Annotated in this window: 18 protein-coding genes; 12 read left to right on the top strand and 6 right to left on the bottom strand. The window is 56.3% G+C overall.

Annotation, left to right across the window (positions count from 1 at the left end):
* Positions 1-26 precede the first annotated feature (26 nt).
* From FKG94_RS26620 to FKG94_RS26570, 11 genes are all read left to right on the top strand, one after another.
* A complete protein-coding gene (locus FKG94_RS26620; RefSeq protein WP_142929992.1) occupies positions 27-515 on the top strand; it encodes an Hcp family type VI secretion system effector in 489 nt (162 codons plus the stop codon).
* A gap of 289 nt (positions 516-804) precedes the next feature.
* The gene (locus FKG94_RS26615) at positions 805-2664 is read left to right on the top strand and encodes a type VI secretion system Vgr family protein (protein WP_142929991.1); all 1860 of its coding nucleotides are present in this window, start codon (positions 805-807) and stop codon (positions 2662-2664) included.
* A 38-nt stretch (positions 2665-2702) separates the two neighbouring features.
* Positions 2703-3284: a DUF6931 family protein gene (locus FKG94_RS26610; protein WP_142929990.1), complete on the top strand. Its 582-nt coding sequence runs from the start codon at positions 2703-2705 to the stop codon at positions 3282-3284.
* 9 nt (positions 3285-3293) lie between these two features.
* On the top strand, positions 3294-3806 hold the full coding sequence (locus FKG94_RS26605) for a DUF6795 domain-containing protein (RefSeq protein ID WP_142929989.1): 513 nt from the start codon (positions 3294-3296) through the stop codon (positions 3804-3806).
* 89 nt (positions 3807-3895) lie between these two features.
* On the top strand, positions 3896-5044 hold the full coding sequence (locus tag FKG94_RS26600) for a lipase family protein (protein WP_142929988.1): 1149 nt from the start codon (positions 3896-3898) through the stop codon (positions 5042-5044).
* A gap of 48 nt (positions 5045-5092) precedes the next feature.
* Positions 5093-5386 (top strand): PAAR domain-containing protein, encoded by a 294-nt coding sequence (locus tag FKG94_RS26595; RefSeq protein ID WP_142929987.1) that lies wholly within the window; start codon positions 5093-5095, stop codon positions 5384-5386.
* A 97-nt stretch (positions 5387-5483) separates the two neighbouring features.
* Positions 5484-6842, top strand: a complete 1359-nt coding sequence (locus FKG94_RS26590; protein WP_179957828.1) for a hypothetical protein — start codon at positions 5484-5486, stop codon at positions 6840-6842.
* Positions 6843-6852: 10 nt separating this feature from the next.
* Positions 6853-7449, top strand: a complete 597-nt coding sequence (locus FKG94_RS26585) for a DUF4304 domain-containing protein (protein WP_142929985.1) — start codon at positions 6853-6855, stop codon at positions 7447-7449.
* Positions 7450-7822: 373 nt separating this feature from the next.
* Positions 7823-8725 (top strand): hypothetical protein, encoded by a 903-nt coding sequence (locus tag FKG94_RS29100; protein ID WP_218943655.1) that lies wholly within the window; start codon positions 7823-7825, stop codon positions 8723-8725.
* A gap of 5 nt (positions 8726-8730) precedes the next feature.
* On the top strand, positions 8731-9081 hold the full coding sequence (locus FKG94_RS26575) for a transposase (RefSeq protein ID WP_142929984.1): 351 nt from the start codon (positions 8731-8733) through the stop codon (positions 9079-9081).
* A 236-nt stretch (positions 9082-9317) separates the two neighbouring features.
* Entirely contained in the window at positions 9318-9869 is a 552-nt protein-coding gene (locus FKG94_RS26570; protein WP_142929983.1) for a Tll0287-like domain-containing protein, read from the top strand.
* A gap of 20 nt (positions 9870-9889) precedes the next feature.
* On the opposite strand, the gene FKG94_RS26565 is transcribed toward FKG94_RS26570, so the two are convergent.
* On the bottom strand, positions 9890-10264 hold the full coding sequence (locus FKG94_RS26565) for a VOC family protein (RefSeq protein WP_142929982.1): 375 nt from the start codon (positions 10262-10264) through the stop codon (positions 9890-9892).
* A gap of 318 nt (positions 10265-10582) precedes the next feature.
* Between FKG94_RS26565 and FKG94_RS26560 the strand changes: the two genes are divergently transcribed.
* Positions 10583-11608, top strand: coding sequence for a threonine aldolase family protein (locus tag FKG94_RS26560; RefSeq protein WP_142929981.1), 1026 nt, complete (start codon positions 10583-10585; stop codon positions 11606-11608).
* Positions 11609-11909: 301 nt separating this feature from the next.
* Here the strand turns inward: FKG94_RS26560 and FKG94_RS26555 are convergent, their stop codons facing one another.
* The 5 genes from FKG94_RS26555 to tssE are packed head-to-tail and all read right to left on the bottom strand — an operon-like array spanning position 11910 to position 19714.
* Positions 11910-13424 carry a type VI secretion system contractile sheath domain-containing protein gene (locus tag FKG94_RS26555; protein ID WP_142929980.1) on the bottom strand — a complete coding sequence of 505 codons (1515 nt, stop codon included), beginning with the start codon at positions 13422-13424 and terminating at the stop codon, positions 11910-11912.
* 59 nt (positions 13425-13483) lie between these two features.
* Positions 13484-16237 (bottom strand): type VI secretion system ATPase TssH, encoded by a 2754-nt coding sequence (tssH, locus tag FKG94_RS26550; RefSeq protein WP_142929979.1) that lies wholly within the window; start codon positions 16235-16237, stop codon positions 13484-13486.
* Between the two features lie 29 nt (positions 16238-16266).
* Positions 16267-17436, bottom strand: a complete 1170-nt coding sequence (tssG, locus tag FKG94_RS26545) for a type VI secretion system baseplate subunit TssG (RefSeq protein WP_142929978.1) — start codon at positions 17434-17436, stop codon at positions 16267-16269.
* A complete protein-coding gene (tssF, locus tag FKG94_RS26540) occupies positions 17400-19232 on the bottom strand; it encodes a type VI secretion system baseplate subunit TssF (protein WP_142929977.1) in 1833 nt (610 codons plus the stop codon). The genes tssG and tssF overlap by 37 nt, the downstream gene beginning before the upstream one ends.
* Complete coding sequence (tssE, locus tag FKG94_RS26535) at positions 19232-19714, bottom strand: type VI secretion system baseplate subunit TssE (RefSeq protein WP_142929976.1); 483 nt, start codon at positions 19712-19714, stop codon at positions 19232-19234. The genes tssF and tssE overlap by 1 nt, the downstream gene beginning before the upstream one ends.
* Between the last annotated feature and the right edge of the window lie 3 nt (positions 19715-19717).

The raw sequence follows: 19717 nt of genomic DNA, 5'->3' as shown, positions 1-19717 counted from the left end.
AGTAAACAGTAACGGAGAAAAATATCATGGCTATCTACGTCAAGTACGATGGTGGTAAGTTAAAAGGCAATGTCACCGCGGAAGGTTATGCTGATTGTTTCGAAGTCGATTCTTTTCAATTCGGCTGCGGGCGCGGCATCACCATGGAGGTGGGTAACACGACCAATCGCGAAGCCACTCGTCCCAGTATCAGCGAGATCACCTTGTCCAAGCAGATGGATGCCAGTTCCGGCTCGCTGCTGAAAGAAGCCCTTGGCGGTGTCGTCGGTCTGCCGGTGGAAGTTCATCTGGTAAAAACCGGGGGCAAGAAAATTGAAAAGTACGCGCAGTTCAATTTGACAAATTGCCTGATCAGTTCATACAGTGTCCAAGCCTCTGCGGGTGGCGCTCCCTATGAATCCCTGTCGTTGAGTTTTACCGACATTGTGGCGGATCTGAGTAATGCCGATCCTACCAACAAAAACAAAGGTTCCATGAAGGTCGGTTACAACCTGGATAAAGGGACACCGCACTGATATCTGGGGGCGGTTATGTCAAGTAGCAGTTGTATGCCGGTAGTGCATATGACTGCTACTGACTTAGTAGCATAATTATCTGGCGGCGAAACAAGGCTTCACTGGCTGTCTTTGCCGTGAACGTTTACCACGCCAGAACAAGCAGCTCGTGATGCATTTGACAGACTCACCCCGCGTTTACGTTTAAGATATCGCCGTCAGAACGGCTTCATGGTGACGGTACCGGTATTTTAACCCGTCCGGGACCTGTCGCCGGCATTGCGCAGCCAAGTGTTTAGGACAATCCGCTATGTCAACCCTATCCCAGGAAAAACGGCTGATACAAATCGACACCCCAGCGGGTAAGGATGTCTTTGTTGCCTTAGCGCTAGATGGTGAAGAGAGTGTATCGGAACTCTATCAGTTTAATGTCGAATTGCAGTCCGACAAGAAAGATATTGACCCGACCGACATCGTCGGTCAGGAAGTGACCGTATCCATTCACTATCGCAAGGATGCCCCGCGTTATATCCATGGGGTGGTCAATAACCTGAATTGCTCCGGTATGAATGCGGATGGCTTGCGCCGCTATCACATGTCGATTGTGCCGAGGCTTTGGTTTTTGGAATTGACCGGTGAGAACCGCATTTTTCAGAATATGACCACCGGCGATGTCGTCGGTAAGGTGCTCAAGGAGCACGGTGTCGATTTTCAGTACAAGGCCGGCAAATACGACAAACGCGCCTACTGTATCCAATACCACGAGTCCGACTATGACTTTGTCACGCGGCTGTTGGCGGAAGAGGGCATCAGTTTCTATTTTACCCACGCCAAGGGCAAGCACACCCTGGTGATCGCCGATAAGAATGCACAGTTTTTCGACTGCGAAGAGAGTAAAGTACTTTGCGATGACAGCGAGGGTATCGCGCCCCACGCGAGTCGGATTCGCGCCTGGCAACGCCAATACAGTTTCCATACCGGTAAATTCTCGTTTGCAGATCACATTGAATCCAAACCCGGCAAAGATAATCCCTCGGTGGTGACCACCAAAACCAAACTGAAGGACATCGCTAAACTCAACCGCGAATACTACGGCAGCTATGTTCCCTACAAACGGGATGAGGACCTGGTCGGTCACGGTACTTCTTATGGCATAAAGGACCACGCCAAGGTCTTTGTCGAGCGGGCCGAAAGCCAGTACGACACCGCCACGGCCGACAGTAACTGCTGCTCATTTGGTGCCGGTGGCCGCTTCACCCTGGATCATGAACTGCTGGCGACCGAGAGAGACAAGTACCTCATCACCTCTGTCTATCACAGTGCTGAGCAGGAAAGCGAGCGCCGCAGTTATTCAAACCGGTTTTCCTGCCAGCCGGCCAGTGTGCCGCTGAGGCCGCCGTTGCGGCCGTCGCGGGCGCGCATGGACGGCCCGCATATCGCCGTGGTGGAAGAGGTCAAGGCCACCGACAGCGCCGGTGCCGATCCCCAGACCATGGTAAAAGTAAAGTTCATGTGGGATACGCAGCAAAGCTCCTGTATGGTGCGTGTGGCACAGGCTTACGCCGGTAAAAACTGGGGCTCGGTGTTTGTACCGCGCGTCGGCCAGGATGTTATCGTGGAATTTCTCGGCGGTGACGCTGACCGCCCGTTGATCACCGGGGCGGTATACAACGGTACCAATAAAGCGCCGCCTTACACCAAAACGCAAAGCGGTCTCAAAACCGAGAGTTCGGCTTTCAATGAGTTGCGATTCGACGATAAAGGCGGTGCTGAAGAAATTTATATGGAAGCCGGAAAAGACCACAACTTCCTGGTTCACAACGACCAGAAAGGCATGATCGAGAACAATCAGGAATTGCAGATAAAGGCCAATCGCGATATCACCGTCGACGGCAACCAGAGTCACACCATAAAAGGCAACGATGAGATTAAGGTAACCGGCAATCAAACCGATGAGGTGACCGGCGATATCACGATGAAGTCGTCGAAAAATATCAATATCCAGGCCTCAATGGCGATCAACCTCAAAGTCGGCGGCAATAAGATCACCATAGACAACACCGGTGTTTCCATTAACGGTACCATGGTGAAAATCAACGGCAGCGCTATGGCGGAACTGAAAGCCGGCGGCATCCTGACCTTGCAGGGTTCGCTGGCCAAGATCAACTAAACCGAGAGTGAAATCTTGAACCTAATGGTAGGCTGTCTATGTCTGAGTTGGCGAAGATAAAAGCGAAAGTTGCCGGCGAGCTGTTGCAACACTTTGAAGTGGCAGAGGAGAGCCAACCTTTCGTTCAGGCAGATGTGCCGCCGCTAGCCTGTATTCAAGCGCTGGCGGAGCACAAATGTTTCAACGACGCCGTGAAATTGATTGCCCATGCGCTGCCCAAGCGCGAAGCCGTATGGTGGGCATGCCTGGCGGCGCGGCACGGCGGTGGAGAGGCGGCGGCATCGGGCGATACGGCCGCAGCGCTGGCGGCGGCGGAAAACTGGGTCAAGGAACCCAGCGAGGCAAATCGCCAGATTGCAAAGAAGACAGGCGATAAGACCGGACATAAGAGTGCGGCGAGCTGGGCGGCGACTGCCGCCTATTGGTCGACCGGCAGCATGGCGCCGGACGGTGAACCGGCGGTGCCGCCCCCGCCGTACCTCTATGCCCACGCGGTGGCGGGCAGCGTGTCGCTGGCAGCGGTGTTGCCAGACCCCGATCAGGCAGAGGAAAAGTTCAAGCGCTATATTACCCAGGGGCTGGATTTGGCTAACGGCGGCAGGGGCGAGGTGAGCGGGTAAGCGGCGTATTTGCGCAACCCCTGGCAGATTATGGTGCGGAACCAGGCTGGCACAAACAGCTATTTGACCATCCTGCTGGCAGCTGCTCTGTTGGCGTTCAGCGTTGAGGGCGCGACGATGTCGATTTTTGATGTGGGAAAGGCCTGTGTGTTCTCGGAGGTCTCCGGTGTGGTGACCTACCGAGGAGAACCGGTGCCCGGTGCCACCGTGCGCCGTATTGCAAAGTGGCAAAAAGAAAAGCAGGACAGCACAACGACTGACGCCGATGGACGTTTCCATTTTGAGCCCATGTACCAACGCTCGGCGGTCAAGTTGATACCGGCCGAGTTCGTGGCCCACCAGCGACTGCTGATCGAACACCAGGGCGAGGAAGTATTGCTGTGGTTCACCACCAAGCGCAGTACCGAAGAGAACTCGGAGTTAAACGGCAAACCATTAAAGTTTACCTGTGAGTTAACCAACGAGCCCAGATTTGACCGGAATTACCGGGCGTCGATCAAAACCCTGTGCACGTGGGATTAAAGCATCTTGGTTGAAAGTGCCTGGGTTGAAAGTACCTGGGTTGAAAGTACCCGGACAAACAGCCCGGCCACCGTAACGAGGATACTGAAATGAACGCACTGAGTCCGATGTTGGCTGCGACCCTTGCCGATGAAGTGTACGGTATCGAAGACGAGCTGGTGAGAGAGGACCTGGCCGATAAATATAAAGACGATTTCACCATCAGCTCGGACAGTGCCGCGTTTACCGGAGAATCCGGTGCTTTCGTGTTTATCAAGAAAGAAAGCGCTTTCGGCTTTGGCGCGCTCGGTGCAAAAAACTATCCGGGGCAGGCGTTGATCGTTATTCGCGGCACCGCCAGCTTATACGACGGCCTTACTGATCTCAACGCCGGCGTCAAACGATTTCATACCGGTGGCTTGGTTCATCAGGGGTTCTATTATACGTTTGAGTCCCTTTTTGATGAGTTGCAGTCTTTTCTGACCAGCTGCCAGCAGGTGCATACGTTCCATTGTATTGGCCACAGCCTGGGCGGAGCACTGGCTACATTGACGGCGGAGTGGTTGCGCACCCAGGTGAGCGGCACGGTCAACCTGTATACGTTCGGCAGCCCCCGAGTGGGGCTGGAATTGTTTGCCAGCCAGGCGACTGCCGGTATTGGCGCTGACAATATATACCGCCTCAACCACCAGACCGACCCGGTGGCGATTGTGCCGACCTGGCCTTTTTACCATATACCCGATAGCAACCAGGACTATCTGCTGGCCTCGGCGGTATCCGTCTTACCGCCGTGGAAGTTTCACATGATGGAAACGTATTTGAGTTCGGTTAAAAATAAAGACTGGGGGGTGCTGCGGGCCCAGCGCCCGCCCGGGCATATGGAGTGGGCCATTGAACAATGGCTGCAATCGGACGAGCCGGTCGGCCTGACGACTTCCTCTATCGAGCTGATCAATGCCTCGCTGTTGTTCGTGGTGAGGAAAGTCATCAAAGCTGCCGGCATCGTTCTGGTGGGGGGCTTCTCCACCGTGTTTACCTTACTAGACCGGCTGGCGTATCTATTGCACAACGCCATCGACTTTGCCGGAGAACTGTCGTTCTGGGTGGTGCGATTGATCACCCGTATTATGCAGGCGCTGGGCATGGCGGTCACTACCGCCGCGGAGATGACCGCGATATTGATCCGCACCGTATTTTTACGCCTGCACCATGAAATCAGTGAGACCGTGCGTAAAGCATCCAGAGCGCTGTTTCACTAACCCGAATCGCGCAGGCGATTAACAGGTATTGACAGGAGATTAAAGATTATGGGACAACCTTCGGCGCGTATTACCGATATGCACACCTGTCCGATGGTGACCGGCACCGTCCCCCATGTGGGCGGACCGATTGTCTCTCCCGGCGGGCCGACGGTATTGATCGCCAATTTGCCCTCGGCCACAGTGACCAGCTCCTGTGTTTGCGTCGGCCCCCCCGACACCATTGTCAAGGGCAGCGCCACGGTATTGATCTCCAACAAGCCCGCGGCGCGAATGGGTGATAATACCGCTCACGGCGGTGTTATCGTGATGGGGTGTCCGACAGTCTTAATCGGCGGCTGAGGGTTGATGCCGTTATGATATCCAGCCACCAAAACACGCCGCTTGCCCTATGTTGCCGATAGTTCTGAAAAACCGAGACGGCAGGGCGTATCAAATTGTGGCGCGCGGTACCCCGCACCTCCCCGCCGGCAGCAAGCTGGTCTTTCTGGAAAACGAGCAGGCCAAGGCGCGCCAATTCCTCCGCTCGCTGCCGGAACAGGCGTTGACCCGATTGTTGGGCCGGGCGATGCCGGATCGGGGTGTCGGCCATTTCCCCCTTATCAACACGCTGATTGTACGGCTCTGTACCCGGCAACTGATTGTTTACGACGTGGGCGGCGGCACCGGTGTCGACAACGCTGCGGTTCAACAATTGCGTCGCGATATAAAACTTCAGTTGGCCCAGATTTTACAACAGGAGCGGCAGGAGGCGGCCGCTATTGAGGCCGAATATCAACAGCGCAACACGCTGGGCAAAGTCGCCGCCTATGGTGAAAAATTCGGCGTCGGCCTGGGCGAGAGCGCCTGGTCGATGTTGACCTGGGCCAAAGATGTCTACGATGTCGTATCGATTCAGGAGCGGCTCACTCGCATGGCCCGCTCCGCCTGGGCCGCTTACGATGACGACCCCGGCCAGTGGGTGCGGCAGTTCGGTGAGGAGATGATTGCCCGCGAGCACCGGGAAGCGGTGGAGTTGCTCGGCTTTGATCCCTTGAAGATCAGTCCGGAGATGCTGGCCGAGGCCTATGAAGTGGCCAATCTTATCTGGGAGGACGAGCCGACCCAGCAGCTGCTGGTGGATTTTGTCCGCGACTATGCCGCCGCTCAACACAGCCTGGAGTGGACCCAGATTGCCGGCGGCGCGGCGTTTGAGATTATCCTGACGGCGGTGCTGGCGGCCTTTACCGGCGGTATTGGTGCGGTGGCGAGTCTGGGCAGCAAGGCGCGGCTATTGAGACCGCTGAGTAAATTAGGTAACCTGTTTCGGGATTTGGCCAAGCTGTTGAAAAAAGCCCGGCGTCCTAAACGCAGGAAGAAACCGCGCCAAAGCAGCTCGAAGATTGAGGAGTTCCAGTCCGAGGGCAAGGTGCCCGAGGCGTCGGAGCCGCCGAAGGGCCCGGAACAAAACACAGCTACGAAAGGAAAAGTTAACAGTGCCGGTCAACCTATTAATGAAAAGGGACAATTCGTAAGCGAGGCTGGAGGGGAGTCAGCGGCAACTGCAAGAGGTCGCGCTGCTCACGAGGCTTTCGATGCAAAAGTCCAAGCAAAGAGTGATCAAGGTTGGGTAAGCAAGCCTCGCATAGTAGATTCTGATGGTAGGGTGCATATTCCAGACGCTTTAACTCCAAGTGGACGTCCAATTGAATATAAACCTAATACACCTTCGGGTATTAAGGAAGGGCGACGGCAGCTAAAGCGCTATGAGCGGGTAACGGGCAAGAAAGGTCGTCTGTTAACTTACGATGTGAATTAAGGGTATATCAGTGCTAGAAGAACTTATACGACTATTTATTGCTCCTTTTCTTAAACGAATAGGTTTTAAGAAAAAAGGAATGACTTGGAACAGAGAAGCAAATGGTGTTGTTCATGTAATAGATATTCAGCCAACAAGACCGCGAGAGAATGGTTCGGAGCCTTTTACCATTAATATTGGTATATTTATGAATGAGCTTTGGCAACTGTTTTGGGGTAAAGATGCTCCTCAGTTTATAAAAGAAGAGGATTGTTATCCTAGATTCCGGCTGGGATATTTACTTTCAGAGTTTGACCCAAAGTGCCGAGATAAATGGTGGGATATTCAGTCTCAAAAAGAGATCGAAACTGTATGGAAAGAGCTAGAAACGCTACTCATTGGGGATTGCTTGCCGTTTTTCAATCGAATCGAGTCTGCATCTGATGTTCTAGATGTATCTATTAATGCTAAACCGAGTATGCCAGCAGAAAAGCTCTCACATGCTATTTTGCTTAATATGGCAGGGCGTAAGGCAGAAAGCGATCAATTAATAAGTGATTTCTGTTCAGACCCCCACTGGGGCGCCAGGGCTAAAGAAATAGCGAAGCGGTTGACTCAAAGTTCCTGATTTGTATATTCAGGGGCAGTGTTAATCGGTGGCTGAAGTTTACTGCTGTTGTGAAACCCCTCCACCCGGACACGGCGCTTGTTCCATACAACAAGGAAGTGTGAATAACAGGTGAGACAGTATCCAGCTCAATTAGAGGGGATAGAGGGACACTGATATGTTACCGATAGTCCGTAAGCGCCTTTAAATCGGCCTATTTTCTATCGCCTTCGCCCCAGGCAACCTATCGCCCTGAAAACTCATCCACTCAGGGAGACAGCTATGCATACCCACCACCAACCCGAATCACGCACTGTGTTGAACCGCAGCGTTGTCGACACCGGTGCCGCCGCCCGCTGCGTAAACAATCAGGATTCAGGAGCGGCTCACTCGCATGGCCCGCTCCGCCTGGGCCGCTTACGATGACGACCCCGGCCAGTGGGTGCGGCAGTTCGGTGAGGAGATGATTGCCCGCGAGTACCGGGAAGCGGTGGAGTTGCTCGGCTTTGATCCCTTGAAGATCAGTCCGGAGATGCTGGCCGAGGCCTATGAAGTGGCCAATCTTATCTGGGAGGACGAGCCGACCCAGCAGCTGCTGGTGGATTTTGTCCGCGACTATGCCGCCGCTCAACACAGCCTGGAGTGGACCCAGATTGCCGGCGGCGCGGCGTTTGAGATTATCCTGACGGCGGTGCTGGCGGCCTTTACCGGCGGTATTGGTGCGGTGGCGAGTCTGGGCAGCAAGGCGCGGCTATTGAGACCGCTGAGTAAATTAGGTAACCTGTTTCGGGATTTGGCCAAGCTGTTGAAAAAAGCCCGGCGTCCTAAACGCAGGAAGAAACCGCGCCAAAGCAGCTCGAAGATTGAGGAGTTCCAGTCCGAGGGCAAGGTGCCCGAGGCGTCGGAGCCGCCGAAAGGGCCGGCGCCTGAGGTCCCGGAACAAAACGAAGCTACAAAGGGGGCAGGGAAATTTGATGTTGGCCCATACAACGAAATAAAAGGAACTGTTTCTGATTTAGATGCGCACCATGTAGGCCAAAAAGCAGCAATGAAAAAATTGGTCGATGGTTATGATCCCAGTACAGGTCCGTCAATATTAGTTCCGAAAGTTGGCCATACGATCAAAGGGCCTAATGGGATTGTTTCACGAAGTACGAAAGGAATTGATAGTGCCCGTGATCTGTTGGCGCGTGACATTAAAGAGTTAAGGCGAGTTTATCCTGACGCGCCCAATAGCCAGTTGCAGAAGCTGATAAAGTTGAATAAAAAAATGTACCCAACCTCATTTAAGAAGTGACAACTATGAAGCCAGAAAATTTTGTTAAGAAAATTCGAGAGTCGATTCTTGATGAAAATGTAAAAATTTATAAGGATCTATTCAATAGTACAGGTGTTGACCAAGCTTCGGATGAGTATTGGAAAGAAGCTTTGCAGTTTTATGGAAAGTTGAATTCTGAAGAGAGAGAGACTCTTTTTAAAATAGTTAGACAAGTTTCTGTTGATACAATATCGAATTTATTTGGTGTGTTAGATGGAGTTACTTGTTTGGATGATCAGGACGAGGACTTTACATTAACTATTGGTGATGATGGAAAGGAAAAAATAAACGGCGACTTACAAGATATTTTTCTTGAGATTGAAGAAGATCAATAAAACAGATTTTTGATAGGGATCGTAGTGCTTGCTTTTTAATTGTAAGCAGTAGTCCGGCCCGGCAAGCTAGCCGTTGGTGGTTTTTTCACCTGTTCGGTAAACAACTATTATCTTGCCCAAACCCCAATGCTTGACCTCAGTCAATAAACCCTGCGGTAAAACTGCCAAAGTACGGGCAGCGGCTTTCCGTCAGCCTGTCCATCAGTGATATACAGCAACCGCAACCGGAGGTTTTCATGCGCTTTGTCGTTTTTTTGATCTTGGCGATGGCCAACGCCCAAGCCGATATCAATGTCGATCTTCTCTCGAAAGAGGCCCGCCAGCAGGTAAGCCATTTCGCCGCCGAGTTAAAAACCACTTTGCAGACGGGCATGGCGTCCGGCGGTCCTGTGCCGGCGGTGAAACTGTGCCAGCTTGAGGCACCGAAAATCGCTGCGCGCCGCGGCGATGGGGGTTGGCAGGTGGGACGCACATCCCTGAAGACCCGCAATCCGGACAACGCCCCCGACGCCTGGGAGCTGGCAACACTAAAACTATTCGAACAGCGCAAGGCCGCCGGTGAAAATATCGCCACGCTGGAGGCGACCCGGATGACCGACACGGAATTCCGCTATATGAAGGCCATCCCGACCGGTGGCTTGTGTGTGGCGTGCCATGGTGAAACCCTCAGCACGCCGGTGGTGGAGGTGCTGAACCGCCTGTATCCGCAAGATCGGGCCCGCGGGTTCAAAAAAGGTGATATACGGGGAGCCTTTACCTTATCAAAGCCCGTTGCTGTTGCGAAGTAACCGCCCTGCGGCGTAAAGCGTCAGTCTTCCCAGGTATCAAAAACGGCTTCAATATTGTGGCCGTCGGGATCGAGGATAAAACAGGCATAGTAGTTTTCCGTGTAGTCTGGCCGCGGGCCGGGCGCGCCGTTGTCCCGGGCTCCGGCGGCCAAGGCCGCCTGGTAGAACGCGCGCACTTTTGTCTGATTGTCGACCCGAAAAGCGATATGAAAACCGGTTAGTGGTGCCTGCGTATCGGCTTGGCAAATTTCAAAGAGCCCCTTGCCGATATCGAACGCCCAGAATACGCCGGTCTCCCCGAATGACACTTTATATCCCAGCGGTTGAAACGCCTTTTCGTAAAAACGTTTACTGTTTTCGAGATTGCTTACTGAAACTGTAACGTGATCAATCATAACGTTAACTCTAAACCCGCAGCCAGGCGACACAGGCCGGACCGTCTGAAATGCCATACCGGCGGCGAAAGCGTTTGGTATATTGCATTGTGCAGTCCTTTTTTGCAATACACCGGCGCCTGTCCGATCTGTCCTCAGGCGCAGACCGCTTAACAACTGTGACCTGCCTGCGCAGGCGTTCGCGGGTAGCTGCCCGCAACCCCGATCGATTAGAATAGGCCCGACTATCAGGATATTGACGACTAACTAATAGTCGAGACAGACAACACAGATAAAGCAGATAAGCGAAAAAGGCCGGATCACCGGAGGTGTTCACCCATGATCGATATCAGAAGCGATACAGTAACCCGACCAACCCCGGCGCTGCTCGAGGCGATGATGCAGGCGCAGGTCGGCGACGATGTGTTTGGCGAAGACCCGACGGTTAACGCGTTGCAGGACAAAGCCGCCGCTTTGTTTGGTATGGAGGCGGCGCTGTTTTGCCCGTCGGGCACTATGACGAATCAGATCGGCATCAAGGTGCATACCCGGCCCGGCGACGAGGTTATCTGCAGTGAGCAGGCGCATATATACCTGTTCGAAGGTGGCGGCATAGCCGCCAACGCGGGCGCCTCGGTGCGCCTGCTGGCGGGCCAAAACGGTTTTTTTGACGCAGCGCAGGTGCGTCAGAATATCAACGCGCGCGATGATTCCCACCATGCTTGGAGCCGGCTGGTGGCGGTTGAAAACACCGTCAACCGGGGCGGTGGCGGCTGTTGGGCGCTGGCAGAGCTAAGCCGTATCAGGGCTCTTTGTAAGGATACCGGCCTGGCGCTGCACCTCGACGGCGCCCGTCTCTTCAATGCCCTGGTGGCCCGCGGCGAGTCGCCGCCCCAACACGGCTGCCTGTTTGACACCATTTCCATCTGCCTGTCCAAGGGGCTGGGGGCGCCGGCGGGGTCGTTGCTGCTGGGTTCCAAGGCGCAGATAGCGCGCGCTCACCGCTATCGCAAGGCAATGGGGGGCGGCATGCGTCAGGCCGGTTACCTGGCGGCAGCCGGGCTCTATGCCCTCGATCACCATGTCGAGCGCCTGGCCGAAGACCACGCCAACGCACGGGCGGTCGGCGAGGCCCTGGCCGCGCAACCCTATGTCGAACAACTGTACCCGGTCGAGACCAATATCGTCGTCTTCACATTGCGCCCGCCGCTGAGCGCGCAAGCTTACCTTGCTTATCTGCAAAACCACGATGTGCAGGCCCTCAGTTTCGACAGTCAGACAGTCAGATTTGTGTTTCACCTGGATGTCTCCAACACGGCGGTGGATAGACTACTGACAGTTATCGGCGGTTTTCGACAGCGTTAGTTGTCGACTACTTAACTGCGGCTGCCAGCCGGCGCCGGCGTGCCGGCGGTGGTTTATAGCTCCGTCACATCCAGCCGCGTCCGCTCGCCGTCCGCCGACACGCGGTTGGCGTTGATGGGTTCGATGTTGTCGGTGGCAATCATGACACTGTAGTCCGGGGCCTGACGGCAGTCGAAATTCCGGCAGTGGGCCATGGTGGCCGGTGCTTGAGGCGGCAGTTCACAGTCGCAGTGGTTGCACTGGCGGCGGTGGGGACAGCGCGTCTGGCAAAGGTCGGGGCATATCTGTCCATGGCGTCAGTCTAGTCGGACCAGCGGCCGCGAACCGGCGCGCGGTCGCTGGCCACGGCACACCACTGCGGAACCACCACCGCATCCGCGTCTTTGACGGATCTGATCGGCAGCAGGCCCGCCTGTTGCAGTTGTTGCGCGGCGCGGTCGGTCAGCAGCACTTCGGCGCAGGGTTTCACCCGGGTGTCGCCATCGTGCTGGTGCACGTGCAGGGGCAGGTTATCGATTGTCTGCAGTTGACCCGGGCGCAGCGCCCAGCCGTGTTGCCGATAGCTCTGCGCCAACAACAGGGCGATAAGAAAAGCACTGTTACCCCAGAGGTAGTAGCCGTGCTCATCCTGTTCCGATAGCTCCTCGTAGTCGAAGTGCTCGAGGGTACTGGTGCGCCGGCCGTAGGGCAGACGCACCATAAAGCGGGGCGCGGCGAGCGCCAGGTGCCGGGCTTCGGGCAACTTGCAAAACTGCTGCCAGGCGTCGCGGACAGCGGCGTCCGGTGTATAGTTCCAGGCGTCCGGGTCGGCCTCGGTGCCGATAGCATCGCACCCGGCCAGGCGCTCGTGGCCGCCGCTGAGCCAGGCGGCGTTGGCGGCGCCGGCGATGCCGGCCATGGCCCGGGCCAGGCTGATATCGGCTTCGGTATCGGCGATGCGGTAGTCGCCGACCAGCACGCTATAGGGAATGCTCCCCGGTGTCAGCTGTTGTGTCACCAGCAGTTTATATAAGCGGGTCTCGCTCAGCGTCTCGGCCGCCTCCAGGTCCGCCTGGATTTCCATGCGGCTGATATCGATCAAAAACAGTTTTAGCCGGCTGTCCAGTTCCAGGCGTCGTACCAGCAGATACAGGCAACGCCAACTGGCTTCCAGTTGTTGGAATTCACTGTGGTGCATGATTTTGCGCATCAGGTCGCTGGTGGCGGCATCGACGGCGGCCAGCATCTGCGGCTGTCGCGGATCGGTCTTGGTCTCGACAAACGGCCTGACGATATCTTTGATCAACCGGTCGATATCGCCGCCGGGCGCGGCGGCTAACTGGGTGTCGAGGTCGCGCTGCTGCAGCACTGCATCAAGCAGGTTTTGCGGCAGTGCCAGGTCCGGCTCGGCGGTGTCCGCGGACTCGTCGCGGTAGTTGGCCCAGGCGGTGATTTCCGCCGCCGCTTCGGCGAACTTGTCGGTTTTCGACAGCTTGCGTTTGAGAATACGCATCTTGTCAAACAAACCGACCCGCTGGTAGATAAAATCGGGGTGCAGGTCGTCGAGCGCCGCAAACTGCAGTGGCTGTTCCGCCACCGGCAGGTGTAGCTGTACGTCGAGTCCGGCAAAGACGGCGTCGAAATTGTCCTTATCGACGGCGATAGGTTTGGGAGTTGCCGGACTCTGTCCCTGCGCCAGACGGCTGCGACGGCCGCTGAAATCTCCCAGCACCACAAGGTGCATGGGAGTGGTGGGATCGGTGGGCTGTGGCTGGGTCGGCTCGTTTTCCGTCAGGGGAAAGTCGATGCCGCCGGTACTGATAGAGGCCCTGGACATGGATTGACTCCTACATGATCTCTACGGGTTGCAGCCGCGTTTGGCCGGCGGCTGCAGGCTCAGCTTAACTGGTAACTGAATACACCCTCTTCGGAAACCCCGACATGAATTTTCTTGATCGCTTCTTCCTTTGCCATTTTATTCAGGCACTCGCCGGCCAGTTCGGGGAGCAGGGTGCGGGTGAGGATGTTTTCAATATTGCGCGCGCCGGTGTCGGATTCCTGACAGCGGGCAACGATATGCAACAGCACGTCCTCGTCGTAGCTGAACTCGGCGCCGTAGTGGTTCTCAACGCGTTTTTCGATACGGCGCATATTAATGGCACTGATCTTCATCATGTCCTCATCGTCGAGCGGGTAGTACGAAATGAGGTTGGTGCGGCCGAGGAATGCGGGCTTGAAATGTTTCAGCAGTTGCGGGCGAATACTGTCGAGCAACACGTCCGGTTCCGGTTTCTCCTCCACCTGTTGAAACACCGCGCGAATGGCATCTTCGCCGGCGTTGGAGGTCATGATGATGACGGTGTTTTTAAAGTCGATGTCGCGCCCCTCGCCGTCTTTGATGGTGCCCTTGTCGAACAGGCTGTAAAAAATATCCTGCACGCCGGGGTGTGCTTTTTCTATTTCGTCGAGCAGGATCACGGAGTAGGGCTTGCGCCGCGCCGCCTCGGTCAAGACGCCGCCCTCGCCGTAGCCGACATAACCGGGCGGGGAGCCGAGCAGCATGGACACCTTGTGCTCTTCTTTGAATTCCGACATGTTGATGGTGGTAATATTCTGTTCGCCACCGTAGAGAATATCCGCCAGCGTCAGGGCCGTTTCCGTTTTGCCCACGCCGCTGGTACCCACGAACAGGAACACGCCGATGGGTTTGCGCGGATCGGTAAGCCCGGCCCGCGATGTCTGGATGGCCTGTGCCACCGCCTCCAGCGCGTGGGGCTGGCCGATGACTCTGGTGCCCATCGCCTTGCTCAGGTTGCGTACCGCATCGATCTCGTCGCTGACCATTTTGCCCACCGGGATGCCGGTCCAATTGGCCACTACCTCGGCGACCGCCTGTTCGTCGACACTGGCCTGCATCAATGGCGTCTGGCCCTGCAGTTCTTTCAACTCGCCGGTGAGCACCTGTAATCTGTCTTTGAGTTCAGCGAGTTGCGCTGCCGACAGCTTGGCAGCGGTATCGGTGTCATCCTGTTCGGCATCGGCATCGGCATCGGCAGTTTGTGGCTGCTGCTCTGTTGGTTGTTGCGATTTCTGTTGTTCTTGTTGTTCCTGTTGCTCCTGTAAAAAGCTGCGATCGATCTGCGTGTGTATCTCGCGGATTTCGCCGATTAATGCCTGCTCTTTGTCCCACTGTTGTTGCAGCGCTTCCAGTTGTGTCTGCAGCGCCAGTTTTTCGGCCTGCAGGGCCGCCAGACGTTCGTTGTGCTCACCGCTGGCGGCGTTTTCCCGCTCCAGCAGGGTAATGGTGGCCTGGCACTGTGCAACATCGTGTTGCTGGTCTTCGATCGCCCCGGGGGTCGATGTCTGGCTGAGCCCGACCCGTGCGCAGGCAGTGTCGAGCAGGCTTACGGACTTGTCCGGCAACTGGCGGCCGGGAATATAGCGGTGGGACAGATGCACCGAGGCGACGATGGCCTCATCGAGAATGCGCACGCCGTGATGCTGGCGCAGCGATCCGGCAATACCGCGCATCATCTCGATGGCCTTGGCCTCGCTCGGCTCTTCCACTTTGACCACCTGGAAACGCCGGGTCAGCGCCGGGTCGCGCTCGAAATATTTTTTATACTCAGCCCAGGTGGTGGCGGCGATGGTGCGCAGCTCGCCGCGGGCCAGCGCCGGTTTCAGCAGGTTGGCGGCATCGCCCTGGCCCTCTTTGCCACCGGCGCCGATCATGGTGTGCGCTTCATCGATAAACATGATGATAGGCACCGGCGAGGCTTTGACTTCTTCGATTACGGACTTGAGGCGATTTTCAAATTCGCCTTTGACACTGGCGCCGGCCTGCAGCAGTCCCAGGTCGAGGGTGCGCACCACCACGCCCTTGAGCGGGTCGGGCACCTCGCCGTTGGCAATACGCAGGGCGAAGCCCTCGACGACAGCGGTTTTCCCGACACCGGCCTCACCGGTGAGGATGGGATTGTTCTGGCGCCGGCGGGTCAGAATATCGATGCATTGGCGAATCTCCTCGTCGCGGCCGAGCACCGGATCAATTTCACCGTTTTTGGCCCGCTCGGTGAGATTAATGGTGAACTTTTCCAGTGACGGGGCGTTGCTCGGCTTGATGCTGTCGGGGTCCACGCCGGCGTCCTGAGTGATATCGGGGCTGGAGGCGGATTCGCCGGTGGTGCCGATCAGTGCTCGGGCGGTTTCGCGAATAGATTCCGGGGCAATGTTTTTCAACTCCGGGCAGGTCTCGAGCAGCGCCCGGCGCAACTGCTCCTCCAGCAGCAGTGCGGCCAGCAGGTGGCCGGAGGTCATACGGCCGTGGCCGTAGTCCACCGACGCCAGCATCCAGGCGGTTTTGGCCGCTTCGACTATCGCCGGCGACAGCGCCGCCGGACGGCTGCTGCCGGATTTGAATTTGGCGATGGCGCCCGCCAGCTGCCGGGCCAGGCGCGCGGGGTCTATCTCGTGCTTTTCCAGCAGGCTGTACAGATCGGTGTCGGCGTTATCCAGCAGTTTCAGCAACCAGTGTTCTATTTCCACATTGTACTGGTTTTGCGCCAGGCACAACCCGGCCGCACCTTCGAGCGCGTCCCGCAGTGTGGGGGACATCTTGTCGACGAGGGACTTGAGGTTAATACTGATCATAGCGTTATCCTGTTTTTATCTTGACGTTTTTATCTTGCAGCGTATTTGCTGGTTATTGATTGCATCGGATCGGCTTTATCCAATTGTCGGTTTAAATCGTCGGTGCCTTGCGACACTTTTATTTCCACCAGGTTTGGCGGCTTGCCTTCACTAAATACATGACTGTTCCAGCCCAGCATGGGTGGGCCGCTACTGTTGAGGCGGGCCGGGGGTACTTCACTATCGGTAATGGTGACACTGATTTCGTAATCCAGGTCGGTGCCGGCGTAGTACTCAATCAGCCCCTGCATGGCCTGCATTTTTTCCCCGCCCGGTGCCAATGTCATAAAGCGCTCGTAGCTCATGGGTTCGAGGTGAATACGGAACTTGCTTTGAATATTTTTGCAGCGCGAGCCGAGCAGTGCATTGACGCCGAGCTTATTGTTCTGGCCGGACTGGCCGCCACCGGGCAGGCGGGTCACCACATCGTCCGGCAGTTCCTGCCACTGGGGGCAAAACTGCTCCACTGTGACGTCGATACCGAAGTAGTGCCGCAGCAACCCCTTCAGGCCGACGGCGGACTTCACCTGGCGGGCCAGGAGACCACCGAAGCCGTAGATAACCTCGTCGGGAACCTGCAGGCGGTTCGACAGATGGCCGGTGCCGAGCCCGCTCAGGGCGCTGAGCGCGTGGCTGAACAGGTCCGGCTCGCGCTGTTTGAGCAACTTCTGGCGCTCGTAGTTGACCGGTAACTGGTATTTTCGGGATGCCTGATAAAACAGGGAAATGCTGCGATGATTGATGGTATCGAGAAAATCTTTCAAAACGTCGCTTTTTTCCCGCAACTGCTGTAACACCAGTTCGGTGAAATAGTAGGGCAGCACGCCCTGGCTGCCGGTCAGCCCCATAAACCCGACAATCATTTCCCACTGCGCCTCGGGCGCCTTGCTATCGCCGCTGTCGAGGGTCGCAATCGGCTCGACGGCGACTACATTGGCGGTGCGAAAACCGAGGGTTTCACGAATGCGAAAACGCACACACTCCTGGTGTGGGGGAACCCAGCCGCCGACCGGGTGGCGGGCAAAGCCGAGATCGAGTGACTGCTGTTGCCGGGTCGCAGACTCGAGAATGCGCAGCGCCTGAAAAAATTCAAAGCGGTGGGGTTCGTCGGTAAGCTGCTGAATTACAGCAATGCTTTTTCGCCGGCGCGTGGTGGCCATCGCTTGAGCTCTCCCTCTTTGCCCGCCAGGCGGACGATTAACCGGGTAAATGAGTTGATGGAACAGTAAAGGCCCAGAAACCGCTCCAATACCGAGGCGAACAGCAGCGGGCTGGAACCGGCGAGCATGACCGGGTCGAAGACGATTTCCACCTCGGTGCCGCGACACAGAGCGGTGGTATCTTCGATTTGGATCGGCGCGGTGATGGGCTTGGTGGCAAGCCCGTGAATGGCCTCTATAGTGCTGCGGGTGCTTGGCGAATCGAAAAAATCATAGAGGCGCAGAATTTCTTTCAGTGCCTCGAGTGACTGATCGCTGCTGCTTAGCGACAGGTGATTGAGATTTAAATGTGAAATCAACCGCCAGTAACCCCGCTCTTTCATATTGGCGCGCAGGGTGGCGGTGGGAGGGGTGACGCTGCTGATGCGCTTGACCGGCGCTTCGCCCTTCACATCGGTGAGAAAGGGTTTGCCGCCGCCGCTTTGCAGTTTCTTCGGTCTATTGCGATTGCAACAGGTCAGCTTGAGTTGCAGGGTCTGGTTGTTGATACCGAACGGATTGAAATTCAAGTCCACCAGGCTGATATCGACCTCGGTTGCCGCCTCATTAAGATGTTCGCCTTCCACGACATTGCGGCGGTGCGGAAACCAGAAGGTACCGTGGTTCTTTTCTGTGTGGCGGTGCTCGGTCCCATAGAAAGGGGTATATTCGTATTCCTTGCCCTCCATGTCGGTAGCCTGGACGTTGTTGATGCTGTAAATCTCCATCGATGTCGAGCGCCGTGCATCGGGTATGATCGGGTAGGTGTATTGGGTTTGGTCGAGCGCAATCGGATCGGCGACTTGTTCAAACAGGTTTACGACAGGCGTGCAGCCCAGGGCGAACGTCTTGGCGGATATTTGATGTTCCAGCTCGCTGTCCGAGTCGGTGAGGTAGAAATAGATATTCAGTTCGCGACCGAGGTCTGCGGGCAGGTTGCCGGCCAGATCGATGAGATCAAGAAACAGGAATTTTTCCGGGAACACAAAAAATTCTGTCAGCAGGCGATAACCGATAAAAGCGTTGTCGGGGTAGGGCAGGATACCGTCGGCAGGTTCAAAGCCCGCCTGTTGCAAATGGCCCGCCTCCAGGTAAACCGGTTTCGAGTCGGCATCGGAGCGGGCCAGTACGATCTTGAGGGTTTTGGTCAGCAGCAGATCGTAAAGCGGGTAGACGTGCTGGCTCTGGCCGCGCAGATAAAAGCGCAATCGGGATAAATCCAGGGCGGAGAAAAGCACATCCTGGCTCAGTGTTTTCAGCTGCAGGCGCAACACCGCACCGGCGCCTCTGATATCGGTGGAACCCGGCGCGATAAAGGGTCGCGGCAGCAAGTCGGCACTGTCGACACTGATCGGCGCGACATCAACCGGATAACAGGTTGAGAAACGGCAGCTCTCTCCCTCCACTGCCTCGGTGTCGAGCAGTGTCTTTCTCGGTACCTCAACCACGGCGTCAAGGTCGGGTGTAGGTTCGAACCGGGCGATTGACATTGACGGTATCGGGCGCAGATAGTGCGGATAGAGGGTCTCGAGCAGGGCATCGGTCAGTTCCGGAAACTCATCGTCCAGCTTTTGTTGAATGCGGGCGTTCAGATAGGCGACCCCCGAGAACAGGCGCCCGACCAGAGGATCGTCGACGGTATCGGTTCCGAGCCGCAGGCGACCGGCCGCGCCGGGGTGACGGCGGGCGAATTCCGCCGCCGACTGTTGGATAAACGCCAGCTCTTTGTCGTAGTGCAATAACAGCTTGTCGCTCACTAGGCAATCTCCGAAACATCAATGGTATGGTTGACGGGGTTGAGTGCCGAGTCAAAAACAATCACCTCGGGGGCCGGGTTGGCATGGAGAAGCGCTTCAATGCGAAAACGGATAACCGGGTCTTCAGGGTCGGCGTCTGTTACGCCGATCACTTTTACAGACTTGATACGCGGTTCGTAGTTGGTGATGGTCTGCTCCACCTGCCGGCAAAATTCGTCGCGGCTTTGCGGCGCTGTCAGATTGACTGTCGAGAGGTCCGGCAAGCCGAAATTAATCAGCGAGGTCTGCAAATGTTCGCAGGCCGGCGGCGCTCCTATACAGCGATAGCGGGTGTTAAACAGATGCTCCAGATCGCGGCGCACACTCTCGCGCAACTGGCGCAGCACTTGATGCGGCTGCGGCGATGAACCGTAGCGATCGCCGTACAACAGCCGATCGAGAATCGGCGAGAGCAGCTTTTTGTCTTTGTCGATTTTAGCCATATC

It is taken from the genome of Exilibacterium tricleocarpae (genome assembly GCF_007004655.1).
GTDB classification, from domain to species: Bacteria; Pseudomonadota; Gammaproteobacteria; order Pseudomonadales; family Cellvibrionaceae; genus Exilibacterium; species Exilibacterium tricleocarpae.
This window is presented reverse-complemented; position numbering and strand designations above follow the sequence as displayed.

Bases quoted from the DNA above. Each gene is read 5' to 3' on its own strand.
- FKG94_RS26620 (WP_142929992.1), top strand. From the start codon at position 27: ATGGCTATCTACGTCAAGTACGATGGTGGTAAGTTAAAAGGCAATGTC.
- FKG94_RS26615 (WP_142929991.1), top strand. From the start codon at position 805: ATGTCAACCCTATCCCAGGAAAAACGGCTGATACAAATCGACACCCCA.
- FKG94_RS26610 (WP_142929990.1), top strand. From the start codon at position 2,703: ATGTCTGAGTTGGCGAAGATAAAAGCGAAAGTTGCCGGCGAGCTGTTG.
- FKG94_RS26600 (WP_142929988.1), top strand. From the start codon at position 3,896: ATGAACGCACTGAGTCCGATGTTGGCTGCGACCCTTGCCGATGAAGTG.
- FKG94_RS26595 (WP_142929987.1), top strand. From the start codon at position 5,093: ATGGGACAACCTTCGGCGCGTATTACCGATATGCACACCTGTCCGATG.
- FKG94_RS29100 (WP_218943655.1), top strand. From the start codon at position 7,823: ATGGCCCGCTCCGCCTGGGCCGCTTACGATGACGACCCCGGCCAGTGG.
- FKG94_RS26575 (WP_142929984.1), top strand. From the start codon at position 8,731: ATGAAGCCAGAAAATTTTGTTAAGAAAATTCGAGAGTCGATTCTTGAT.
- FKG94_RS26570 (WP_142929983.1), top strand. From the start codon at position 9,318: ATGCGCTTTGTCGTTTTTTTGATCTTGGCGATGGCCAACGCCCAAGCC.
- FKG94_RS26565 (WP_142929982.1), bottom strand. From the start codon at position 10,264: ATGATTGATCACGTTACAGTTTCAGTAAGCAATCTCGAAAACAGTAAA.
- FKG94_RS26560 (WP_142929981.1), top strand. From the start codon at position 10,583: ATGATCGATATCAGAAGCGATACAGTAACCCGACCAACCCCGGCGCTG.
- FKG94_RS26555 (WP_142929980.1), bottom strand. From the start codon at position 13,424: ATGTCCAGGGCCTCTATCAGTACCGGCGGCATCGACTTTCCCCTGACG.
- tssH (WP_142929979.1), bottom strand. From the start codon at position 16,237: ATGATCAGTATTAACCTCAAGTCCCTCGTCGACAAGATGTCCCCCACA.
- tssG (WP_142929978.1), bottom strand. From the start codon at position 17,436: ATGGCCACCACGCGCCGGCGAAAAAGCATTGCTGTAATTCAGCAGCTT.
- tssE (WP_142929976.1), bottom strand. From the start codon at position 19,714: ATGGCTAAAATCGACAAAGACAAAAAGCTGCTCTCGCCGATTCTCGAT.